19 protein-coding genes are annotated in these 22,029 nt (G+C 39.2%); 7 read left to right on the plus strand and 12 right to left on the minus strand.

Annotated elements, in window-relative coordinates; genetic code table 11:
- Positions 1-175: 175 nt before the first annotated feature.
- Both rho and trxA read right to left on the minus strand, forming a co-directional pair.
- Entirely contained in the window at positions 176-1,444 is a 1,269-nt protein-coding gene (rho, locus tag O1450_RS02820; protein ID WP_269229623.1) for a transcription termination factor Rho, read from the minus strand.
- Positions 1,445-1,770: 326 nt separating this feature from the next.
- Positions 1,771-2,097, minus strand: coding sequence for a thioredoxin (gene trxA / locus O1450_RS02825; RefSeq protein WP_004675702.1), 327 nt, complete (start codon positions 2,095-2,097; stop codon positions 1,771-1,773).
- 273 nt (positions 2,098-2,370) lie between these two features.
- Between trxA and ppx the strand changes: the two genes are divergently transcribed.
- The 5 genes from ppx to O1450_RS02850 are packed head-to-tail and all read left to right on the plus strand — an operon-like array spanning position 2,371 to position 7,506.
- Positions 2,371-3,891: an exopolyphosphatase gene (gene ppx / locus O1450_RS02830; protein ID WP_269229624.1), complete on the plus strand. Its 1,521-nt coding sequence runs from the start codon at positions 2,371-2,373 to the stop codon at positions 3,889-3,891.
- A gap of 33 nt (positions 3,892-3,924) precedes the next feature.
- A complete protein-coding gene (locus O1450_RS02835) occupies positions 3,925-4,749 on the plus strand; it encodes an acetyl-CoA carboxylase carboxyltransferase subunit alpha (RefSeq protein WP_269229625.1) in 825 nt (274 codons plus the stop codon).
- Positions 4,750-4,805: 56 nt separating this feature from the next.
- Entirely contained in the window at positions 4,806-6,077 is a 1,272-nt protein-coding gene (gene tilS / locus O1450_RS02840) for a tRNA lysidine(34) synthetase TilS (protein WP_269230398.1), read from the plus strand.
- A gap of 3 nt (positions 6,078-6,080) precedes the next feature.
- Positions 6,081-6,920: a pyrroline-5-carboxylate reductase gene (gene proC, locus O1450_RS02845; protein ID WP_269229626.1), complete on the plus strand. Its 840-nt coding sequence runs from the start codon at positions 6,081-6,083 to the stop codon at positions 6,918-6,920.
- 16 nt (positions 6,921-6,936) lie between these two features.
- Positions 6,937-7,506 carry a YggT family protein gene (locus O1450_RS02850; RefSeq protein ID WP_004664238.1) on the plus strand — a complete coding sequence of 190 codons (570 nt, stop codon included), beginning with the start codon at positions 6,937-6,939 and terminating at the stop codon, positions 7,504-7,506.
- A gap of 61 nt (positions 7,507-7,567) precedes the next feature.
- On the opposite strand, the gene polA is transcribed toward O1450_RS02850, so the two are convergent.
- Positions 7,568-10,333 (minus strand): DNA polymerase I, encoded by a 2,766-nt coding sequence (polA, locus tag O1450_RS02855; protein WP_269229627.1) that lies wholly within the window; start codon positions 10,331-10,333, stop codon positions 7,568-7,570.
- Between the two features lie 189 nt (positions 10,334-10,522).
- On the opposite strand from polA, the gene O1450_RS02860 reads away from it, so the two are divergent.
- Positions 10,523-13,399, plus strand: coding sequence for a DUF2339 domain-containing protein (locus O1450_RS02860; RefSeq protein WP_269229628.1), 2,877 nt, complete (start codon positions 10,523-10,525; stop codon positions 13,397-13,399).
- Here O1450_RS02860 and O1450_RS02865 read toward each other — a convergent pair whose 3' ends face one another.
- Both O1450_RS02865 and O1450_RS02870 read right to left on the minus strand, forming a co-directional pair.
- Positions 13,400-14,317: a mechanosensitive ion channel family protein gene (locus O1450_RS02865; RefSeq protein ID WP_269229629.1), complete on the minus strand. Its 918-nt coding sequence runs from the start codon at positions 14,315-14,317 to the stop codon at positions 13,400-13,402.
- Between the two features lie 9 nt (positions 14,318-14,326).
- Positions 14,327-15,148: a hypothetical protein gene (locus O1450_RS02870; protein WP_269229630.1), complete on the minus strand. Its 822-nt coding sequence runs from the start codon at positions 15,146-15,148 to the stop codon at positions 14,327-14,329.
- A 93-nt stretch (positions 15,149-15,241) separates the two neighbouring features.
- Between O1450_RS02870 and gspE the strand changes: the two genes are divergently transcribed.
- A complete protein-coding gene (gene gspE, locus O1450_RS02875) occupies positions 15,242-16,732 on the plus strand; it encodes a type II secretion system ATPase GspE (protein ID WP_046738491.1) in 1,491 nt (496 codons plus the stop codon).
- 64 nt (positions 16,733-16,796) lie between these two features.
- Here the strand turns inward: gspE and O1450_RS02880 are convergent, their stop codons facing one another.
- From O1450_RS02880 to O1450_RS02910, 7 genes are all read right to left on the minus strand, one after another.
- Entirely contained in the window at positions 16,797-17,231 is a 435-nt protein-coding gene (locus O1450_RS02880; RefSeq protein ID WP_269229631.1) for an organic hydroperoxide resistance protein, read from the minus strand.
- 87 nt (positions 17,232-17,318) lie between these two features.
- Positions 17,319-17,756, minus strand: coding sequence for a MarR family winged helix-turn-helix transcriptional regulator (locus tag O1450_RS02885; protein WP_269229632.1), 438 nt, complete (start codon positions 17,754-17,756; stop codon positions 17,319-17,321).
- An 80-nt stretch (positions 17,757-17,836) separates the two neighbouring features.
- On the minus strand, positions 17,837-18,190 hold the full coding sequence (locus O1450_RS02890; RefSeq protein ID WP_269229633.1) for a DUF4951 domain-containing protein: 354 nt from the start codon (positions 18,188-18,190) through the stop codon (positions 17,837-17,839).
- A gap of 202 nt (positions 18,191-18,392) precedes the next feature.
- Entirely contained in the window at positions 18,393-19,217 is an 825-nt protein-coding gene (locus O1450_RS02895) for a carbon-nitrogen hydrolase family protein (protein ID WP_269229634.1), read from the minus strand.
- Positions 19,218-19,245: 28 nt separating this feature from the next.
- Complete coding sequence (gigB, locus tag O1450_RS02900; protein ID WP_269229635.1) at positions 19,246-19,767, minus strand: anti-anti-sigma factor GigB; 522 nt, start codon at positions 19,765-19,767, stop codon at positions 19,246-19,248.
- A gap of 102 nt (positions 19,768-19,869) precedes the next feature.
- Entirely contained in the window at positions 19,870-20,838 is a 969-nt protein-coding gene (gene gigA, locus O1450_RS02905; protein WP_269230399.1) for an RsbU family protein phosphatase GigA, read from the minus strand.
- Positions 20,839-20,969: 131 nt separating this feature from the next.
- Positions 20,970-21,854, minus strand: a complete 885-nt coding sequence (locus O1450_RS02910) for an MlaA family lipoprotein (RefSeq protein WP_269229636.1) — start codon at positions 21,852-21,854, stop codon at positions 20,970-20,972.
- Positions 21,855-22,029: the final 175 nt, after the last annotated feature.

Here is a 22,029-nt window from a genome sequence, read left to right on the forward strand (position 1 = left end):
AATTAAGATTAAAATCGGTATTTTATGGTTTTTATCATTGGAATTAATTTTAAATTTATTAAAAACAATAGCTTATTGTTTTATTGGAATTCTAAAATAATCTGTAAATATTATGTAAGTTTGTCAACCAAATAAAAAAGGCTACCATAAAAGTAGCCTTTTTAATCCACTAATCTTATGTAGATGCTTTACGTTTCATTTGATCAAAGAAGTCATCATTAGTTTTGGTTTCCTTCATACGATCTAATAAGAATTCCATTGCAGCAAGTTCATCCATAGGGTGAAGCAATTTGCGTAAAATCCAAACTTTGCGTAAATTTTCTTCACCCATTAGGCGCTCTTCACGACGAGTTCCAGATTTTTTGATATTCATTGCAGGGAATACACGTTTCTCTGCAATACGGCGATCAAGTGTAATTTCTTGGTTACCTGTACCTTTAAATTCTTCGTAAATCACGTCATCCATTTTACTGCCTGTTTCGATCAAAGCAGTTGAAATAATGGTTAGAGAACCACCTTCTTCGATGTTACGTGCAGCACCAAAGAAACGTTTAGGGCGTTCTAATGCATGAGCATCCACACCACCGGTTAATACCTTACCTGATGATGGGATCACAGTGTTGTAAGCACGCGCAAGACGAGTAATTGAGTCAAGTAAAATCACAACGTCTTTTTTATGCTCAACTAAACGTTTTGCTTTCTCAATCACCATTTCTGCAACCTGAACATGGCGAGCAGGTGCTTCATCAAATGTGGATGCCACAACTTCACCGCGAACAGTACGTTCCATTTCTGTAACTTCTTCAGGGCGTTCATCAATCAAAAGTACAATTAAGAACACTTCGGGATTATTACGCACAATGGATTGAGCAATGTTTTGTAATAGCATTGTTTTACCCGCTTTAGGCGGTGCAACAATAATAGAACGTTGACCTTTACCAATCGGAGCAACCAAATCGACCACACGAGCTGTGAGATCTTCAGTTGTACCGTTGCCCAATTCCATAATCAGTTGTTCTGTTGGGAAGAGAGGGGTTAAGTTCTCGAATAAAATTTTATTACGCGAGTTCTCAGGTGTGTCATAGTTAATTTGATTAACTTTTAGTAATGCAAAGTAACGTTCGCCTTCTTTTGGTGGACGAATAGTACCTGTAATAGTATCGCCTGTGCGTAAGTTAAAACGGCGAATTTGAGATGGGCTGACATAGATATCATCTGGTCCTGCTAAATATGAACCAGCAGCAGAGCGTAAAAAGCCAAAACCATCTGAAAGAATTTCGAGAACACCATCACCAAAAATTTCTTCGCCATTCATGGCATGGCGTTTTAAAATGGCAAAAATAATATCTTGTTTACGGTTACGTGCCATGCCTTCAAGGCCCATAAACTCCGCAATTTTAATGAGTTCGCCAATGGGTTTTTTCTTGAGTTCAGTTAAGTTCATAAGTGATCAGACAGAATGGAATAAGTGGAGGAGTGTTTGGAAAGAATAAAAAATCGACCGCATACATACATGCTGATGTAATTGCATAGTTACACAACCACAATTCAGTAGTCTGGTTCATTGTTTCAGAGAGAAATGTGAAAACAATTATTATTGCCGAGCGGCGATCTTATGTTTGTGTCTTGTAAGAAACGCGATGAAGTAGATTCCATTCAAAGCTTCTTGATCCAAGAATATAAGCGAAACTAAGAAATTTGTCAATTTTTACTGAGAAATACGTCGCTTAATTTAGACGTATTTCTCTTATTTATACGGTCAAAATCTCATTAGATATTTTGATCAATAAATGCTGCAAGTTTAGAACGAGGTGCTGCACCGACTTGTTGAGCAACAACTTCGCCATTTTTAAACATTAATAATGCTGGAATGTTACGAATGTTGTACTTCACAGCAGTGTCTTCACATGCAGTCACGTCAACTTTAACGATTTTGACTTTTCCTGCATATTCATTTGAAAGGTCTTCTAGCACTGGTGCAATGGCTTTACATGGTGCACACCAGCCAGCCCAGAAGTCAACAAGTACAGGAGTTTCAGCATCTAAAACATCTGCTTGGAAGTTTTCATCAGTTGTATTAACAATAGTCGCAGACATAAGGTTACTCCAAATTTAATAAATAAAGTGCAAATTCGTTCATCATCAGCATGAATATTACATTGCTACTTTACTCAATGTAAGGGTTTGTTCTGATTATTCAAGTTTCAAAATGAAAAGTCTAATGGATGCTCACGATGTTGATTATCGGCTTCTACAATCATTTATAGCTTAAAAGCGAAAATACGCACCTATTATTGCTTAAAATGACTTTAAAATTATTGGCGTGTGAATTACTCTAATGCGTGAATTGAGCATAGGTTTATATGAATAATGTCTGATTTTCTGATTGATGAAGAATTACTTGCTGCAATTGATATGGGATCAAATAGTTTCCACTTGGCGATTGCTCGTGTTGATCACGGTGAAGTGAAAAAAGTTGCTTCAATGTCAGAAAAAGTACAATTAGCGGCTGGACTGGATGAAAATAAAAATTTAACTGAAGCTGCGCAACAGCGTGGACTTGCGTGTTTGGCTCGTTTTGTAGGTCGTTTAAGCTCTGTTCAAGCAAATCGTCTAAGAATTGTGGCGACGAATGCTTTAAGACAAGCAAAAAATGGTCATGAATTTATTCAAAAAGCAGCTGAAATTTTACCAAAACCAATTGAAATTATTGCTGGACGTGAAGAAGCGCGTCTAATTTATTTAGGCGTTTCACACACGATGGCGAATGGTGGTCGACGTTTAGTAATTGATATTGGTGGTGGTTCAACAGAGTTCATTATCGGCGAAGAATTTGAGCCACTGCACACTGAATCTTTGCAAATGGGTTGTGTCGCTTACAGTAAAGCTTATTTTGCTGATGGTGAGATTTCAAGCAAGGCTTTTGATAAAGCTGTTGTCGCAGCGCGTAAAGAACTCTCTGCGATTGCAAATACCTATAAAGCAGAAGGTTGGGATACTGTTGTTGGCTCAAGTGGAACAATCAAAGCTTGTCGTCAAATTACTGTAAATCTTGGTTTGAGCGATGAACAAGAAAATTTAACTCGTGAAGGTTTATATAAGTTAAAAGATCGTTTGCTCAAATTTAAACATATTTCTGAAATTGATTTTGAAGGTCTACGTGAAGATCGACGAGCAGTTTTGCCAGCAGGTCTTGCGATTTTATATGCCATTTTTGAAGTTTTAGAGCTGGATAAATTGGCATATTCTGATGGTGCTTTACGTGAAGGCGTAATGTATGACTTACTTGGTCGCTTTAAACATGAAGATATTCGTGACCGAAGTGTGCAAGCTTTAATGGGACGTTATAATGCTGACCCCAAGCAAGCGGAACGTGTCGTAAATACAGCACAACACTTATTTGATGGTGTGGCGGATGCTTTAAATTTAACGACTGAAGACAGTGACTTACTGCGTCGTGCGGCCTATTTGCATGAGATCGGATTAGCAATTAGTCATGGTGGATACCATCGTCATGGCGCATATTTATTACAGCACTCCGATATTCCGGGTTTTTCACAAATTGATCAAAATCATCTGTCTCATTTAGTTTCACATCATCGTCGTAAGTTACGTGCTGATGCAAAAAATGACGTTCTAAAAGTTGGTGGTAGTCATTTATTGTATCTGTGCTTGTTGCTTCGTCTCGCTGTTTTGCTGAACCATAGTCGTAGTGATCAGATGCTTCCTGCCATTGAACTGAGCGTTGGAAATGATCAACAATGGCAACTCAGCGTTTCTGGTGATGCTAAACAATGGCCTTTATTGGTTGCAGACTTGCATGATGAGCAAGTGCAATTTAAACATTGGGACATTGAGTTAAATATTCAGTCAGACAATTTTGTTGATTAACAATATATCCTTGTTAGGGATTATCTACGACTTATGAAAAATAAAGCGACTCAGTCCAAGGCTTGGGCTACGGTTCAAATTGCACGACATCCTGAACGTCCGCAATTTCTAGATTATGTCAGTGAAATCTTTACTGAATTTGATGCTCTTCATGGCGACCGTTTATATGGTGACGATGGTGCTATGATTGGTGGTTTAGCCCGTTTCGATGGGCAGCCAGTGATGGTGGTTGGTCAACATCGTGGTCGCAGTACGCGTGAAAAATTACAACATAACTTCGGTATGTGTAATCCAGAAGGTTATCGTAAATCACAGCGTTTACTTGATATGGCTGAACGTTTTAATCTCCCAGTATTTACTTTTGTCGATACCATGGGTGCTTATCCTGGTGTAGGTGCCGAAGAGCGTGGTCAAGCAGAAGCGATTGCAACAAGTTTAGCGCAGCTTTCTAGTTTAAAAGTACCTGTGATTGCGACTGTGCTTGGCGAAGGCGGTTCTGGCGGGGCACTTGGTATTGGTGTCGCTGACCGCGTGATTATGCTATCGCATAGTATTTACTCAGTCATTTCACCTGAAGGCTGTGCTTCGATTTTATGGAAAACTGCGGACAAAGCTGCACAAGCCAGTGAAGCGCTTGCATTAACTGCCGACAAGCTGAAAGCTTTAGGTATTGTTGAGTATGTGGTGGATGAGGGTGAGGGTGCTCACTTACAGCCTGAAAAAGTCATGCATGATTTGAAAGATGTGTTAAAACTAGCCTTAAATGAATTGCAACCGATGGATGCACAAGAACGATGCGATGCACGTTATCAACGTTTAATGAAGTTTGGCAGCAGCAATTTAGGCATCGCGTCTTAGCACAAACTCAGCATTTTTCTGAACAAACTCAATTCTTAATTGGGTGCAGCGGCGGCATGGATTCCATGCTGTTGCTGTATCTGATGTCTGAACTTTTCCCCACCCGAACCCGCGCGATATATATTGATCATCAACTTCAATCGATGAGTGAAGAATGGGGCAATTTAGTACAAAAGCACGCTGATGCGCTAAAGATTCCTTGTATTTTGCAAAAAGTCTCAGTCGAGTCAGGTAATTTAGAGCAACAAGCACGAAATGCGCGCTATCAGGCTTATTGTAGACATTTAACTGAGAATGACATTTTAGTACTCGGGCATCATCAGCAAGATCAAGCGGAAACGCTGTTATTACGATTATTTTCTGGTGCAGGTGTCAATGGTTTGGCCGCGATGCAGCAAATTGATGTTCGGCAAGATATGACCATTTGGCGACCATTTTTAGATATCAGTCGTGAGAAAATTGAGCAATGGTCACAGCAACTGGGTTTTGATTATGTGACTGATCTCACTAATTACGATACGTACTATGATCGGGCATGGTGTCGAGAAGAGTTATGGCCTGTATTAGAAAATCGCTTCCCTAAAATGCAATCAGCTATGTCACGAACGAGTTATCTGATGCAAGATGCCGCAGAAATTTTAGATGATGTGCTGCAAAGTGATTGGAAATTATGTGCAACTGAGAATGAGCTGGATTTAACTTGTCTGTTGGAATTATCGGATGCACGACAACGTCAATTACTGTCCGCTTGGGTAAAAGGTAAGGATCAATATCGCCCAAGCTACGATATGGTACAACGCTTACAACAAGAGGTTATTCTGGCAAAGCCAGATGCCCAGGCAATTTTACATATCAATCAACACTATTTTGTTCGCTATCAGAAAAAATTATATCGTTTAACTCACAACCAATTATATGCAGAAAAACAATCTACCATTCTCCCTGCATTATTAGAGCGATATGAAATGGGTGAAACGATCAAAGTTGCGGCTGGAACGTTTAAAATCGAATCTCAAGTGATTGGGTTTTCATCCCAGCTTTTAGGGCGAGAGTTAAAGCTGCTGAAACGCCTAGGGGGGGAAAAAATTCATCTCTATGGTCGTGTTGGACATTGGCCACTGAAAAAAGCCATTCAAGATGCACAGATTTTGCCTTGGTTACGTCATACAATTCAAATATTAGTCGTAGATAATGTTATGCTTGGGGTTTTTAGCCCAAAGGGTTTTTGGTTGGCGCAATCTGATTATTTAGAACAGGGCGGTTGGCAACCAAGTTTAATTTCTGACTGCAATGACTTTTTTCAGCAGTCTTTTTCATATGATGAGTAGGACATGGCGACAACATTGAATCAAAATATTTGTTTTATTGGTGGTGGTAACATGGCGCAAGCCTTGATTGGTGGGCTACTTTCTCGTGGTTTACCGACGACCCGCATTACCGTTTCTGATCCAGTCGAGCAAATTCGTCACATCTTAGAAGAAAAAAATATTCAAACCACAACAGACAATGTGGACGCAATTAAAAATGCGGACGTTGTGGTATTGGCGGTTAAACCCCAAGTTTTGGCAACGGTATTACAACCATTGAAAGACTTATTGTCAGATAAACTCGTGATTTCAATTATTGCAGGTGCTGAAATTCAAACGATTTCAGATTTAATTGGCGGTAGTCAGCGTATTGTTCGTGTAATGCCCAACACGCCAGCATTGGTACAAACGGGTGCACATGGTATTTATGCATCTGAAGCAGTAAATGCTCAAGATCGTGAATTAACCAGTCAAATTTTGGCTGCGACAGGTTTAACCATTTGGGTAGACAATGAAGCGCAAATTGATGCAGTAACAGCAGTCTCTGGTTCTGGTCCAGCCTATTTCTTTTACTTGATGGAAAGTATGATTCGTGCAGGTAAAAACTTGGGCTTAGATGAGAAAGTCGCGACAGCATTGACCCTGCAAACAGCGTTGGGTGCGGCACAAATGGCGATTACTAGCTCAAATTCTCCAACAGAATTACGTAAAAATGTGACTTCTCCAAATGGTACAACGCAAGCAGCTCTAGAAGTGTTTGATCGTGCGCAGATTTCACAAAATATTCAAGCAGCGCTTGCAGCAGCTCAGAAGCGTAGCCAAGAGCTTGCACAAGAGTTGAGTGACAAGACTAAATCGGTTTAAGTAGGATAAGACAATTATGGGTGCAAGTTCTGCGCTAATTTTTGGTGTTTTGATCAATGTTGCAATTTTATTGGTCTTTTTCCGTTTTTTAATGCAATTAGCGGCAGTCAGTCCATACAATCCTGTGGTCCTTTCAACCGTGAAAGCGACCAAGATTGTGGATGTTTTTAGCCGTATTTTTCCCACTCTAGGCAAGGGGCGTGTTAATTTAGCCGCAGTTGCTTTGTTGGTGGTATTGTACTTACTGAAAATTTTTGGGTTGATGTATTTGTCAGGACAAATGCCACATAGCGCAGTGTATCTTGTAATCACGACATTTGTGACGATGATCCAAGATTTAATTCGTTTCTGTCGTTATTTAATTTTTGCAACGATCATTTTGAGTTGGGTGGTGATGTTTACGCAGTCACGATCACCTTATATTGAAGTGATTCAAGAGCTTGCAGAACCTTTACTTGCGCCATTTCGTCGTCTGTTACCGAATATGGGGATGATTGATTTATCTCCAATTTTGGCTTTCTTAGCTTTATATATTGCTGAGATCTTAATGAATGAAGCAGCTAAAGTTCTTTTAACAGGTCTTTAATCTGCTTCAAAAATAAAAAAAGGATTGTGTAAAACACAATCCTTTTTTTATTGCTCACGTATTAGTGAGCAGCATCCCAGTTAAGACCTTGTCCAACTTCAACCACAAATGGCACTGAAATTTCCAATACAGACTGCATCACTTTAGTAATCTGTTTTGAAAGTTCATCCGCAATGGCGACATCTGCTTCAAACACCAATTCATCGTGAACTTGTAATAACAGCTTAGCCTGATCTTTTGGTAGGACTTTATCAACTGCAATCATGGCAAGTTTAATGATATCAGCAGCACTTCCTTGCAATGGTGCATTGATTGCTGCACGTTCAGCTGCCTGTTTGATCATTTTATTGGTTGCCATAATGTCGGGCGTATATAAACGACGACCTAAAATGGTTTCAACAAAGCCTTGTTCACGTGCGATCTGGCGAGTACGTTCCATATAGTCAAGTACACCCGGATAGCGTTGGAAATAACGTGCAATATAGCTACGAGATTCTTCGCGTGTAAAACCCAGTTGACGTGTAAGACCAAACTCAGACATTCCGTAGAGTAAACCAAAGTTAACGGCTTTGGCTTGTCGACGTTGATCATGGGTGACATCTTCAATTGCAATTCCCAATACTTCTGATGCGGTACGACGGTGTACGTCTTGACCTTGTTGGAAGGCGTGGACTAAGGCATCATCCTGAGAGAAATGTGCCATTAAGCGTAGCTCAATTTGTGAATAATCGGCTGCGAGTAATACACGACCTTCAGGCGCAATAAATGCTTTACGAATCTGACGACCAATTGGTGTACGAATTGGAATATTTTGCAAATTTGGATCAGTGGAAGATAAACGCCCAGTTGCCGTGAGTGCTTGGTGATAACTAGTATGTACACGATGCGTTGCATCATGTGATTGCTCGATCAAGCGATCAGTATAAGTATTTTTGAGTTTTGCTAATCCGCGATGTTCTAAAATAACTTCAGCTAAGGGATGTTCAATTTTCTCTAAAATACTTTCACTGGTACTGTATTGACCCGTGGCAGTTTTCTTACCACCTTTAAGTCCAAGCTTATCAAATAGGACTTCACCCACTTGTTTAGGTGATGCGATATTAAATGCTTCACCTGCTAATTCCGTTGCTTGGTTTTCTAAAGTTTGAATCGTTTCAGAGAACTCAACACTGAGTTGATCCAAAAATTGATGATCCAGTTTAATTCCATCTTCTTCCATACCTGTGAGGACACGAGCAACAGGCATTTCGATGTTATGCAAAATATTGACCAGTTCAGGATGGCTTTGCAGTTTTGCTTTTAAGACCTCATAAAGACGATAAGTGACATGGGCATCTTCAGCAGCATAATGTGCCGCTATTTCTAATTCAATTTGATTAAAGGTTTTTTGCTTTACACCTTTACCTGCGATTTGTTCAAAAGTAGTGGTCAAATGGCTGAGATAAACACGTGCTACATCATCCATCCCATGACGAGTTGCCGCTGCATTGAGTACATACGAGGCAAGCATGGTATCGAAATACCAGCCTTGAATCGTGATACCGTGATTAGCAAAAATATGCGCATCATATTTTAAATGATGACCAATTTTTTTGATTTGCTCATTTTCTAAAATTGGTTTGATCTGAGCTAATAATGTTTCACGGTTGAGTTGAGCAGGTGCACCTTCATAGTCATGTGCAACAGGTATATAGTAAGCATCATGAGCATCGAATGCGATTGAGAAGCCGACTAACTCAGCAACACGATAATCTAGATTAGTCGTTTCAGTATCAATTGCAAAATGATCAGCATGCTGCATACGTTGAAATAAAGCATCCCAAGCATCTTGAGTTAATACAGTGTGATAGGTCGCTGTTCCGAGTTGATCATCTTGACTGGAAAGGCTGGCATGATCTTCGGCAATCACTTGCTCAATTTTCTGTTCGGCTTTGACAATACTTTGAGAGGTTTGTTGGTAAGCTGAATTATTTGGATTGTTGGGATGGTCTAAAGATTGTAATTGGTTACGGAATTCTAGTTCTGTATAGAGGTCACGTAATTGATCTACATTTGGATTGGCGAGTTTAAGGTCATGCCAATCTAAAGCTAAATCTAGATCACAGACAATACTGGCCAGTTGATGGTCAATCTTAATATTCTCTAAATTGTCTTTAATATTTTGGCTGATTTTGCCTTTTAGTTGATCAACATTGGCAATAATATTATTTAATGAACCATATTCAGTCAGTAGTTTTGCGGCAGTTTTTGCGCCGACACCTGGCACTCCCATAATACCGTCAGAAGCATCTCCCATTAGGGTGAGATAATCAATAATTTGATGAGGATGTACGCCAAATTTTTCTAATACCCCCGCCTCATCTAACACACGTTCTTTAAAACTATCTTCAAGTTTAACGTGTTCATTAACCAATTGTGCCATGTCTTTGTCACCTGTTGAGATTAAGACATGGTGACCTTCAGCCAATGCACGTTTAGTGAGTGTCCCAATAATATCATCGGCTTCTGCACCCGGAAGACTATACAGAGGAATGCCTTGAGCTTTGATCAATGCATGTAAATAGGGAATTTGTTGAGATAATTCCTCAGGCATGCTTGGGCGATCACCTTTATAAATAGGTGATAATTTGTGGCGGAAAGTTGGTTCTGGTGTATCAAAAATCACAGCCATATGAGTAGGCTGAGTACGACGCATTAACTTTTGAATTGCTGAAATTGCGCCACGGATTGCGTTGGTGTGTAAACCTGTAGAGGTTGTTAATGGCGGTAAAGCGTGAAAAGCACGAAATAAAAAATAAGACCCGTCAACCAAGACAAAAGGTGGCATTATGCAAATCCTTATGATGAACTAAATGCCATTTTACGTGAAAAAGTAGTGGCTGTCCTTGTTGTCTTCTAGAGCAGTGGCAAACTGTGTCGCGTTAAATAATTGCAGTATTTTGTATGTAAAAATGGCTGCTTATCAAGTGATCAAGTAAGATAACTTAAATGAAGGTGTCATAATTGATCTAAGTCTATGTATAAAAAAAATAAACAGGGAATTATTATCGTTTTAGTTGCTTTGACGGTGCTGCTTGCTTGCGCAATTGCATTTCAATGGCATGGAGCGATTGTTGCTGCAACAATTGGATTAACTGTTGTTATTGTGCACGTTATTTCAGAAATTCATCAGCGCTTACGCCAGCTAGAGCAGGTCGCGCCAAGTTTTTTTGCACAATCAGCGAATATAAATGGGCAAAAAATTATCATTTATGCTGCGGCACTCGTGGCACTTTTTGCTTACGCCAATACGTGGATGTGGTTAGCTGGCGGTGCATTATTGGTATTAATGCTATGTTTAATCCAAACGATCAGCGCATTTCAAACTCGACTGATTCATTTGGAACAATATGCAAATGTAGAGCCTGACATAAAGGCTTTAGCTCAGCAAAGGATCAACGCCCAAAATATTGAGCAGTATCTTGATGAAGCCAAGAAGACAGAAACTCAGACACCAGTTTTTGAACAACATCCTGCGTGGATGAAAGCTGATTATCAGGCGATACCAAATCAAAATAGTCAGTCACCTGTTGATTTTGAGCATCAAGCAACAACTCAAACAGTATCATGGTGGCAACCTGCACTTGATTGGATGATGCATGGCAATCCAATTTTACGCGTTGCAGTTGCAATATTAATGGTTGGCGTGGTGTTACTGTTACGCTTTGCTAGCGAGCATTGGCAATTAAGCTTGGGTGTGAAACTGAGTTTTATTGCTGTTGCTGGTGTTATTACGACCATTGCAGGTTATTTACTACAAAAGAAAAACCAATTATTTGCTGTAGCTTTACAAGGCGTTGGTTTGGCAGTCGTTTTTTTGACCTTGATTTTCTCGCATCACTTCGCCGTGATTGCTAACTTAAGTACAGCGAGTATTTTATTTGTAATTCTATTATTAGCGACGGTCTATCTCAGTTTAAAACAGCAAGCCTTGTATTTAGCGATGTTAGCTTTGAGCATGGCATATCTTGCACCACTGGTGATTCCACAAAATCATCCTGATGTGATTTTCTTATTTGGCTATTACTTTTTAATTAATTTAGCTGTTGCTGCGGTTAATTTTATTCAGCCGTGGAAAATTTTGCATCAAATCGCATTTTTTGCCACCATGTTTATCGGTGGCGCAACGATTGGGATCTATGCAAAAACATATCAGTTTGACACCTTGGATATGATCTTATGGCTGCATATTGCTTTATTCATTTGGTTAAGCATTCGCTATAGCCAACTAATGTTACGGACACAAACTCAAGATACAAGCATTGATCAGACAGTTCCTCAAAGTCATCAACGTTTACAGCCTATCTTAGATGTTGGGCTTATTTTTAGTGTTCCCGTACTTGGTTTTTCCTTGCATGCATATTTAATGCATAACTCGACTCAAGCATTAACTTGGGGAGCTGTTGCATTAGCCATTGTGTACATCGCATTAAATCTATGGATTAAACGTCAACATCCGCAATTATCTATCTTGGCAAAAAGTTTCTTTATTCTTGCAGTGGTTTTTACGGCATTAATTTTCCCATTGGCTAAAGGGGCACATTGGACTTCAACGGGTTGGGTGATTCAAGGTACAGCATTAATTGTCTGGGGAGTAACTGAACGTTATCGTTTAAGTCGTTATGTGGGTGTTGTATTGGTGCTGTTAAGTTCAGTGGCACTCATTTTTCAAGTTTGGTCAAATGACCACTTTCCGATACTCAGTACAGTCATCTATGCAATCGCTCAGTTTATTTCAGCTTACTATTTATTAAATTATCAACAAGTTGAAAAATATTTTAGTGCTCGAATGCTCAGTGGAATTTTTTTAGCATTGGGGATGTATGCAGGAGCGATTGCAGGCGTTGAATTGATACAGTGGCAACAATATGGACTGAGCCCATATTTAGCAATAGCAGTTTTATTATTGGCTTCTTTCAGTCTAGTCGTTCACTTCACATCAAGATTACAGTGGGACAATGTACAGCTGATCTTATTGGGGAGTTTATTATTTCTGCTTTATGGTGAAAGTTTTGCAGAGAATGTGTATTCCGTGTTGCATTGGTCGAGTAAGTTAAATCAAGTCAGCTTTGCGGTTGCTTCGGTTGTATTGGCTCTAATGTTAATCACTTTGAAGAGTACTACTTCTAAGGAAAGTCTCATTATATGGTCAAGCTTATTGTGGCTAGGTTTGGCGAGCATTGGTTTGTCGATTTTCCCAATTATGCCATTGATTGGATTAGCCCTCATTCCAGTGTTGTATGGAATATTTTTAATAACCACTAAAAATACCCAACTTCTACAACAAATACCCGTGCTTAGTTTAAGCCTTGTTTGGTTAATCCTAATTAGTTTAGATATACATTCTGCTGAACAATATTATTTTTTACCTTTATTAAATCTTACTGATATTTTCTCCTTATTGATCTTCATCGGACTGATTTGGACAATCTACCATTATAAGTTGAGTGATGAGCATTCAATAGAATGGGGCTTTAAAGTCACCACTATTTTAGTTGGCTTATTGGTTTTGAGTAGTATTGTTGTACGTGCGATGCATCATTATCTTGGGACGCCACTATGGGGTATCGAGATTTGGTCGAATGGCGATGTGCAGTTGAGTTTGACTTTGTTGTGGGTGATTTTGGCTTTTGTTCTGATGACATTTTCAAGTCGCCGTCATATTCGACAAATCTGGTTTGTTGGAGCTGCATTATTGGCAATTGTCGTCGCTAAATTATTGCTGCTTGATCTATCGCAAAGTGGCACATTGACTCGTGTCATTTCATTTATTGGGTCAGGTGCAATTATGCTTGTGATTGCTTATCTTGCACCGTTACCACCAGCACTTGAGGAATCTGAGAAAGAGAGTTGATTATTTCTCTTTCTCCGCTTTTTTCAGTTCTTTTTGATTTGCATATTGATCAACTTCGTCATCCTCTAATGGTAAAGGGCGATCAATTAAGCCCATTTTAGGTACAGGAATTTCAATTTGATTTTCTAAGAAACCATTGCGTACACGTTCTTGCATTTCATCGCGAACTTTCAATGCATTTTCCTGTCTACACCATACCGCAAAAAGGAGTTCAATCGATGACTCCCTAAATGCTGTTACGGTAACGGTTGCTTTCGGATCATCCATGACCAAAGGATATTTAGCAGCAACATCTAAAAGTACTTGTCGTACTTTGATAATGTCTTCATGGAAATTGATCGCCAATGTAATTGGAATACGCCGTATTGGGTATTTTGATAAATTCATGACGGGTGTTCGAATCAATTGTTCGTTTGGTAGGCGAATATACACATTATCTAGTGTTAGCAATTTAACTGAGAGGAGGTCAATTGAAATGACTTGTCCTTCAATCGTTTGTCCGCGAATTAAGGTAATTTGAATCGTATCACCAACTTCAAATGAACCTTCTCCGATCAAAAATAAACCACTGATCAAATTGGTTGCCGATGTTTGTGATGCAAAACCCAAAGCAACGGTCAGAATTCCTGCTGCACCCAAGAACACGCTGAGTTTAAATCCAGCCTCTCTTAAGCTGGTCATAATAAATAACAGGAAAATAAAATAAAAAATCCCTCTACGCCATAGCAAGCGTTGATGGGCATTAAAACGATTTCCAATTGTACGAATGAAGGCATTCGATACCAGTCTTGCGATTACAAAACCAATAAACGCTAAAATAATCGCAACAACGATTTCACTTAAACGTTCGAAGTTAATATTGGTGAAAATACTGGTGAGGCTACTAGCAACATCCTTTGGAATATTCGAATCAGGCATAGCAACCTCTTAAAAGAATGAATCAAACATATTGAATAAGGTACTGCCAGGCGCACGAGGAGGATGTACATAAATCACTTCACCCGCTTGAGTTGGGGTTTTATTCTCAATCCGAATACGTGCTGGATGATCTGTCCCTTCGTAATAGACTTTGATTTGTGAGGTCCATAAACGACCTGTACTTTCACTATAAAATAAAGGCAACGCAGGGACGGGGACATTCATACGGTCAAAACGCAATTGGTGATGACTGGTATTGTGGAACTCAATTGGAGTGACTGCGCGAAAAGCACGCGGTTTGAGTAGATTCAAATCAATACGACCATCTACAGAAGTTGCGTAGCAGATCTCACCATTTTGTGGGTCTTTACCAAACCAAGTGTCTTTCGGTTGAATCACGGGAATATCAAATAAGGGCTCAGAAAGACCGTCAACCAAACCCGCAATCCACAAGGGTGTACTGATATATAAGGTTCCACGCTGGCCGGCAGGAATATAAATCGGGTCAACAGGTCGAATCACCACTGAGCGATCCGCCAAGCGAGGCATCAAATGAAAGATGCCATTGGTTTTGTGAAACATATAACGTTCAATTTTTGCAGGAGGTGGCATGGCAAATTCAATATCATTCAATATTCGCCACTGCTGCTCGTAGTCATACTGAAATTGAGGGCGATGATATTCCAAACGCCACTCTTTGATGCCGCGAGTGAGACGAAAGAGCAATGAACCGAATTGCCACGCTTTGGCCTGTTGAATTTCAAATTGTTGTTCGCCCCACCATTTCAATTCGTTGGCATGTGGAGCTTGATATTGATTATTTTGAGACAAGATGCAAAATTCCTGTGTGAGTATGCTAAACAGACTTCACGCTGTAATCTGCTTAGAGTACACTCACTGTTTTCTTTTATCATTATTTGTGTGATGCAAATACTTAAACAAATACAAATTCCTTATAGTTTTGCTAAACGACATGGCGTTTTATTACGTTATGAAGGTGATCAAATTTTTATTGTGCGACGGAAGGACACCGCGCGTATTGCTTTGCAGGAAGCACGTCGAATTTTGGGGAAATCGGCTCACGATCAATTATGTACTGATCAAGAGTTCCATGCTCTATTGAGTTCGAGTTATGCAGGGGATACAGGTGAATCACAACAAGTGGCTGCGGGTCTAGAAGATCATCCAGATTTATTAAGTTTGGCAGACCAAGTGCCTGAAGCTGAAGACTTGATGGATCAAGAAGATGATGCACCAATTGTTCGCCTAATTAATGCCTTATTGTCTGAAGCGATTCGTGTCAGCGCATCTGATATTCATATTGAAGCCTTTGAGAAAAAACTTTCGGTACGTTTACGTGTCGATGGTCAACTGCGTGAAATTGTACAGCCACGCCGTGAACTTGCGCCATTATTGGTATCACGTATTAAAGTCATGGCGAAACTGGATATTGCTGAAAAGCGTGTTCCACAAGATGGGCGTATTTCATTACGTTTAGCGGGACGTGAAGTGGATGTACGTGTATCGACTTTACCGTCTTCGCATGGTGAACGAGTGGTCATGCGTTTACTAGACAAGCAAGCTGGGCGTTTAAACATGACTCATCTTGGTTTAATGAAAAATGACTATGAGCGTTTAACGCAATTGGTACATCGCCCACATGGCATTATCTTGGTGACAGGCCCAACAGGTTCGGGTAAAACCACAACCTTGTATGCTGCATTGTCTGATCTTAATGACAATACACGTAATATTTTGACTGCCGAAGATCCGATTGAATATCAATTGGAGGGGATTGGTCAAACGCAGGTCAATACTAAAGTCGATATGACCTTTGCACGTGCATTAAAAGCAATGCTACGCCAAGATCCAGATGTGGTGATGGTGGGTGAGATTCGTGATCTTGAAACTGCTGAAATTGCGGTACAAGCCTCTTTAACGGGTCACTTAGTGCTATCAACACTGCATACCAATACGGCAATTGGTGCGGTAACACGTTTAAAAGACATGGGGATCGAACCATTCTTGTTGGCAAGTTCTTTGATAGGTGTTATTGCGCAACGTCTTGTTCGGACCTTGTGTCCACATTGCGTGACTTGGCGAAAAGCTGATGATTTTGAGCGACAAGTGTTTCAGCATCTCAAAGTTGATGAATATATGCAGTTGCCTGAACCGCATGGTTGTGAAAAATGTTCACATGTTGGCTTTAGCGGACGAACTGCAATTTATGAAATTGTGCCAGTAGATGAGTCGATGCGCCGTTTGATTCATGGTAATGCAGCTGAGTTTGAATTAGAAAATCATGCGCGTCGCCATGCTGCTTCGATTCGTGATGATGGTTTATTGAAAGTGTTAGCTGGAAAAACCACATTAGAAGAAGTATTGCGTGTGACGAATGAAGCTGCGGAAGTGTAAAGATGATATAAGTAAAAAACAGCATGGATCACCATGCTGTTTTTTTTTATAAAATCTGAAATATTTATTCAATGGTTACGATATTAAAATTCACATCAATATTGCCACGAGTTGCGTTTGAATATGGACAAACAATGTGTGCAGCGGCAACCAGTTGTTCAGCTTCTGCTTGTTCCATACCAATTAGATAAACATTTAAAGTGACTTCGATACCAAAGCCATTTGGAATTGGACCAATTCCCACTTCACCTTCAACATAAGCATCTTTCGTAATTTTGAATTTATCTCGATTTGCAACAAATTTCATTGCACCTAAGAAACATGCTGAATAACCCGCCGCAAAGAGCTGCTCAGGATTGGTCACCTCACCACCAGCACCGCCCATTTCTTTTGGCACACCTAACTGAACATCTAAGACACCGTCTGATGAAGTTGCGCGACCATCACGACCACCTGTAGCTTTTGCTTTTGCACGATAAACGACTTGTTCTAGAGACATGATTCTTATTCCTGAAAAATATTGTGTACAATTAAATCGTACACGATATATTTGGGAATGCAAGTTATCGATTTGTAAACTTAGGTTCTATTGCGTGAGATGGTGACGTAATGTCGCAAGCTGATCTTTAAGCTCTGTAAGTGATGCGGTTGAACAGGTCGCTGCTTCTGAAATTTTGGATGGAATATCGACTGCTTCTAATTTTAAGGTATGACCTTGTGGCGTAAGAGAAATAATAACCTGTCTTTCATCTTCGACTGAGCGTTTGCGTGAAATTAGTTGTGAGGCTTCAAGTTTTTTTAATAATGGAGTGAGTGTGGAAGATTCTAAGAATAATCTTTCACCGATCTCAGACACACTGAGTTGATCCCTTTCCCAAAGCACTAACATTACCAGATATTGAGGGTAAGTTAATCCGAGAGGAGAGAGCAATTGACGGTAGACTTGATTTAAGGCAAGGTTGGTTGAGTAAATCAGAAAACAAAGCTGATTATCTAATCGTAATTGCTGATGTTCATCACCCATGCGCTTCTCAAACAGTATATTCGTGTGATCAGTATATCGTGATCTGCTTATGATTAGTTACGCAGATTTCACATCAATAATTACCAAAGCTCAGCGATTTTTTTCATTAATCGTGCTCTGTAGCGAGCTGTTGGATTATTGGGATTATTGAGCGCTTCTTGTTCATAATATTGTTGCCAAGCAATAATCATTTCTAAAGTGGCACCTTTTTGTTTGATAATGATGACATCCTCTCGCTGAATATTATCTAATCGTTGTCTCGCACCTTCAGCCCCAGTACCCCAACCAATCACCCATTGCCCAAAAGAATTTAGCGATAAATTTTGTGGCGTGGACAAGGTACTTTGTGAACTGGTATTGGTTTCAACTACGGCTGCATGAAGTTGTGCAATTGCCCCTATAAAAAATAAAAAAATGAAAATTACTTTAAACATAAATCAAACTTAATACGAATTAATTGAGGATATTACATCACGTATAGAATATGACCATTTGATCTTGTTCTACCATGATAAATAAAGCCTATTAAATCATGATCCTACAAAACATACATTTATGAAAATTGACTATAATAGTCAAAGTGATGCCATATGAGGATAAATTGAACAAAAGTGTGCTCAGATAAAACGATTATTTTTAATAATTGATAAGTTTACGATGCTGCATCAATGGCATTGCTAGTCGAATATTATTTTGTTCTGCTAGGTCAAATGAAGATGTAATTAAACCATGTCCTTCGGCCGTAATCATTTCTAATAGTTGCCCTCGGCTATTTGTAATTCCTGCATGACCCCAAGTTTGACGCTGTTCACCATGCCAGCCTTGCTGAGCTGCACCAAGCACATAACATTGGCTATCCATTGCACGTGCTTGTAATAGTAATTGCCAATGAAGTTGTCCTGTGGTGTAAGTAAATGCAGCAGGTGCAGTTAAAATATTTGCCCCTTGCTGACGTAACATTAGAGCAAGTTCTGGAAAGCGTAAGTCGTAACACACCATCAGACCAATATTGCCAAACGGTGTTTTGGCAACAACGACTTTATCACCTGCTTCAAAGAATTTTGACTCTTGATAGCCGCCTACAGCATCACTGACCTGAACGTCAAATAAATGGATTTTGTCATAACGCGCTTCAGTTCTTTCAGGGCTAATGCATAAACTGACGGTTCGAACTCGACCATCATCAATGATTGAACCATCAGGACGAAACGGGCAAGGGAGAGTACCCGCGATAATCCAAATTTTATAACGATGAGCGAGTTGTTCTAAACGCTGTTGAATGCTCTCGAATTGCGCAGCAGTTTCACGCTGTTTTCCTGCTGCAAAACAAACAAAATTTTCTGGGAAAACAATTAACTCCGCCGCTTGAGCCTTACTTTGCTGAATCAATGATTCAATGACAAGGAAATTTGCTTCAATGTCATTTTGAGAATTCATTTGTACAACAGAAAGTAAGGTCATATCGGCATCAAGATTGGGTTTTCAACAATTATGCATTTTGTTTTTGTGAATCAAGAGATAAGCACTCTTGTTCTTTTTGCAATTGCTTCACAAGAGGCTCAAACATATTTTGGTTGTTTTCATTTAAACGCATCAATGTTTTGTGTGCATCAAGTACAGTATTGAGCATTGCACTATGTGTTACATGCTCTTCAGTCAGTTCTAAAGTGCATACACTTGGATCACCGCAGTAATTTAAAATTACAAATACCTGACCTAGCCCCATACTATTGGCTAAGGTGGTGATATCTGGATTTATCGAAAGCATAACAGCTTGAATATGATGAACTTGTTTAAGCTTAAGACCTAGTTTTGCAAGTACACCCAAGACCGTGCTGTCAATAAATGTAGTTTCAGTTAAATCAACAATTGCACCGACAACATTCTGTTGCTGTTCAATTTTGTTGAGTAACTTGTCTAAACTTATACAAGAGTGAGCGCGCACTTCGCCAATAAGCTTGAAAATATGCGTTCCGTTCAAACTTGCATATTCAACATGACCTGTTGACATATAAATGCCATTTTCAGAGAAAGGATATAAAATTATCCCATAGTGATATTCTAGACACAAGTGGTTGGATGCTGTGATCTAATTAAAATATTGATTTTAGGGTTAATTCATTCGGCATATGCTTAAAATAGCAATGTCATCAGCAACATGATCTGGTGCTTTGAAAGCGTCATGCTGAAGATGTTCGACCAATTGATTAAATTGATCATTCAAACCGCCATCAAATGGTTCAAGTGCACCATCAGAACATAATATAAAACGAGCATTACGACTCAGAGTACAACAATGTTCTTCAACTTCTAGCTCTTCAGTAAGACCTAATGGAAAGCTACTTGTTGTAAGGATTTGTGGAGGTTGGTTGGGCTCAAAAATAATTGGAGGAGGGTAGTGACCAGCGCTAGACCAACATACTTCATGGGTTGATAAGTTTAATATTCCTGCAACCATAGTAATATGCTTTTCAATATTTTCTTGTACTAACATTGCATTTAGTTTTTGAATCAATTGACTAGGTGTTTTTGATCGGCCATGAAATGCCGCCATCCAAGATGTCAGTAAACTACTTGTTACCCCATGACCTGAAACATCTGCTAAATAAAACAAGACTTCATCATCATTTAATCTCCAGTAATCATACCAATCTCCTGACAGATAAGCTGAAGGCTGAAAAAATGATTCAAATTGATAGTTTGGTAATTCGATCGGGTTTGGTAATAATCTTTTTTGTAGTTCTGCGGCAGAAGGTAAATCTCTACTATCTTGATTACGTTTATATTGAGCATCGATTTTAAACAATGAATGAACAGGATTTTTGGGTAATTCACTCCAAATCCATCCTGCCAACGCACCCATTTCCCATGCTTGAGCTAATGCAGTTCCTTCATGTTCAAAAGCAAGAACAATTGTAGGCAATTTCCATTGGTATTTTAAAAAATCTTGTACATCGGCAATAGCAATTATCGTTTGATCATACAAATCTAAATCATCAATATGAATGATTTGTAAACTCGGTAACTCATTTAGTGCTTGGTCTAAATAAGATATTGAGCGTGTGGGTTGAATAAAATACATAGATAAGTAGCCGACCTTTTGTATTTGTATGATCATTTTTTAATTCATCATAGATGAAATATGATGAAAAACATAGTATTGCTAAAACTTTAAATTAATACATAAGTCTATCATTTAAAGTTCCTCAGAGATTATTTGTCATCACCTGATTGATCGTTATTGTCATTTTCGTCACTTACAAATGAAACATCTGCCGAATCTCCATGCTTTTCAGCAATTTGGAAGGCTTTACGTTGTAAGTAAAAATCACGGATCATTGAATATTTATCACCTTTTAAGCTTTCTTCAATATCCAAAATTTGTGAGCGAGCATCAATTGCTTGTAATAAATTAGTAGACCAATAAATACCTTCTTGATCATCTAATAAATATTTTTGTGGGCGACCAAAACGATCTGTTGCTAAACCAAAACCGTCACGGAATGTGCTTGGACCAAAAAATGGCAGCATCACATAAGGACCTGATGGTACACCGTAGTAACCTAAAGTGACGCCAAAACTTTCCTCTTCTGTGGTTAGGCCTAAACGACGAGCAGGATCAGAAAAACCTAGTGTTGTAAGTGTATTAATCGTGAAGCGACCTAATGTCTTGGCAGCGCGAGTTGGTCGTCCTTGGATTAATTGGTTGACTGCATTCCAAGGTTCACCTAGATTTTTTCTAAATTGGCGATAAGGGGTACGGACTTCTTCTGGAACTTTTGCTACATATTGTATTGCAATAGGTTTTAATAAATTACGATCCAAAGCATCATTTAAAGCAAAGATCTGTCTATTTAATGGTTGTAAAGGATCTTTTACAGCATCAGGTTGAGCAGCGTTTGCATTGACCTTTAAATCATTTCTAGTGATATGTTTTAAATCTTTTATGGCTTGAATAGTCGATGTCGATTGTTGATTGTTGGTATTTGCCACTGAGCTTGTTTGAATAGATGGCTCGTTTTGAACTTCTTGTGCTAATACAGGTGAGCATGCTCCAGCGGTTAACAGCCCAAGCAAGATATAATTTGAGTAATGCATATAAGTCCTTCATCGCCATTAGAGCGAAATACAGTCATTAGAATGATTGCGCTGCATGACGCAAAACATAGATATGAGGTATACAGTTTAGTTGTTCTCTTATTATTAAAACAAATTCGGTCGAAAAATATAAGAAAAATTGTGATTTTGGTTTAAAAACGTTCACTTAAATAAA

This window comes from Acinetobacter sp. TR11, assembly GCF_027105035.1.
In the GTDB taxonomy this organism is placed as follows: Bacteria; Pseudomonadota; Gammaproteobacteria; order Pseudomonadales; family Moraxellaceae; genus Acinetobacter.

What these genes read in the sequence shown, in the direction of transcription:
- polA (WP_269229627.1), bottom strand. Translation starts at nt 10,333, where the DNA reads ATGCCACCTTTTGTCTTGGTTGACGGGTCTTATTTTTTATTTCGTGCT.
- ppx (WP_269229624.1), top strand. Translation starts at nt 2,371, where the DNA reads ATGTCTGATTTTCTGATTGATGAAGAATTACTTGCTGCAATTGATATG.
- gigB (WP_269229635.1), bottom strand. Translation starts at nt 19,767, where the DNA reads ATGTCAACAGGTCATGTTGAATATGCAAGTTTGAACGGAACGCATATT.
- O1450_RS02910 (WP_269229636.1), bottom strand. Translation starts at nt 21,854, where the DNA reads ATGCATTACTCAAATTATATCTTGCTTGGGCTGTTAACCGCTGGAGCA.
- O1450_RS02835 (WP_269229625.1), top strand. Translation starts at nt 3,925, where the DNA reads ATGAAAAATAAAGCGACTCAGTCCAAGGCTTGGGCTACGGTTCAAATT.
- O1450_RS02865 (WP_269229629.1), bottom strand. Translation starts at nt 14,317, where the DNA reads ATGCCTGATTCGAATATTCCAAAGGATGTTGCTAGTAGCCTCACCAGT.
- gspE (WP_046738491.1), top strand. Translation starts at nt 15,242, where the DNA reads ATGCAAATACTTAAACAAATACAAATTCCTTATAGTTTTGCTAAACGA.
- tilS (WP_269230398.1), top strand. Translation starts at nt 4,806, where the DNA reads ATGGATTCCATGCTGTTGCTGTATCTGATGTCTGAACTTTTCCCCACC.
- rho (WP_269229623.1), bottom strand. Translation starts at nt 1,444, where the DNA reads ATGAACTTAACTGAACTCAAGAAAAAACCCATTGGCGAACTCATTAAA.
- O1450_RS02880 (WP_269229631.1), bottom strand. Translation starts at nt 17,231, where the DNA reads ATGTCTCTAGAACAAGTCGTTTATCGTGCAAAAGCAAAAGCTACAGGT.
- O1450_RS02895 (WP_269229634.1), bottom strand. Translation starts at nt 19,217, where the DNA reads ATGACCTTACTTTCTGTTGTACAAATGAATTCTCAAAATGACATTGAA.
- O1450_RS02850 (WP_004664238.1), top strand. Translation starts at nt 6,937, where the DNA reads ATGGGTGCAAGTTCTGCGCTAATTTTTGGTGTTTTGATCAATGTTGCA.
- O1450_RS02890 (WP_269229633.1), bottom strand. Translation starts at nt 18,190, where the DNA reads ATGTTTAAAGTAATTTTCATTTTTTTATTTTTTATAGGGGCAATTGCA.
- proC (WP_269229626.1), top strand. Translation starts at nt 6,081, where the DNA reads ATGGCGACAACATTGAATCAAAATATTTGTTTTATTGGTGGTGGTAAC.
- gigA (WP_269230399.1), bottom strand. Translation starts at nt 20,838, where the DNA reads ATGTATTTTATTCAACCCACACGCTCAATATCTTATTTAGACCAAGCA.
- trxA (WP_004675702.1), bottom strand. Translation starts at nt 2,097, where the DNA reads ATGTCTGCGACTATTGTTAATACAACTGATGAAAACTTCCAAGCAGAT.
- O1450_RS02885 (WP_269229632.1), bottom strand. Translation starts at nt 17,756, where the DNA reads ATGGGTGATGAACATCAGCAATTACGATTAGATAATCAGCTTTGTTTT.
- O1450_RS02860 (WP_269229628.1), top strand. Translation starts at nt 10,523, where the DNA reads ATGTATAAAAAAAATAAACAGGGAATTATTATCGTTTTAGTTGCTTTG.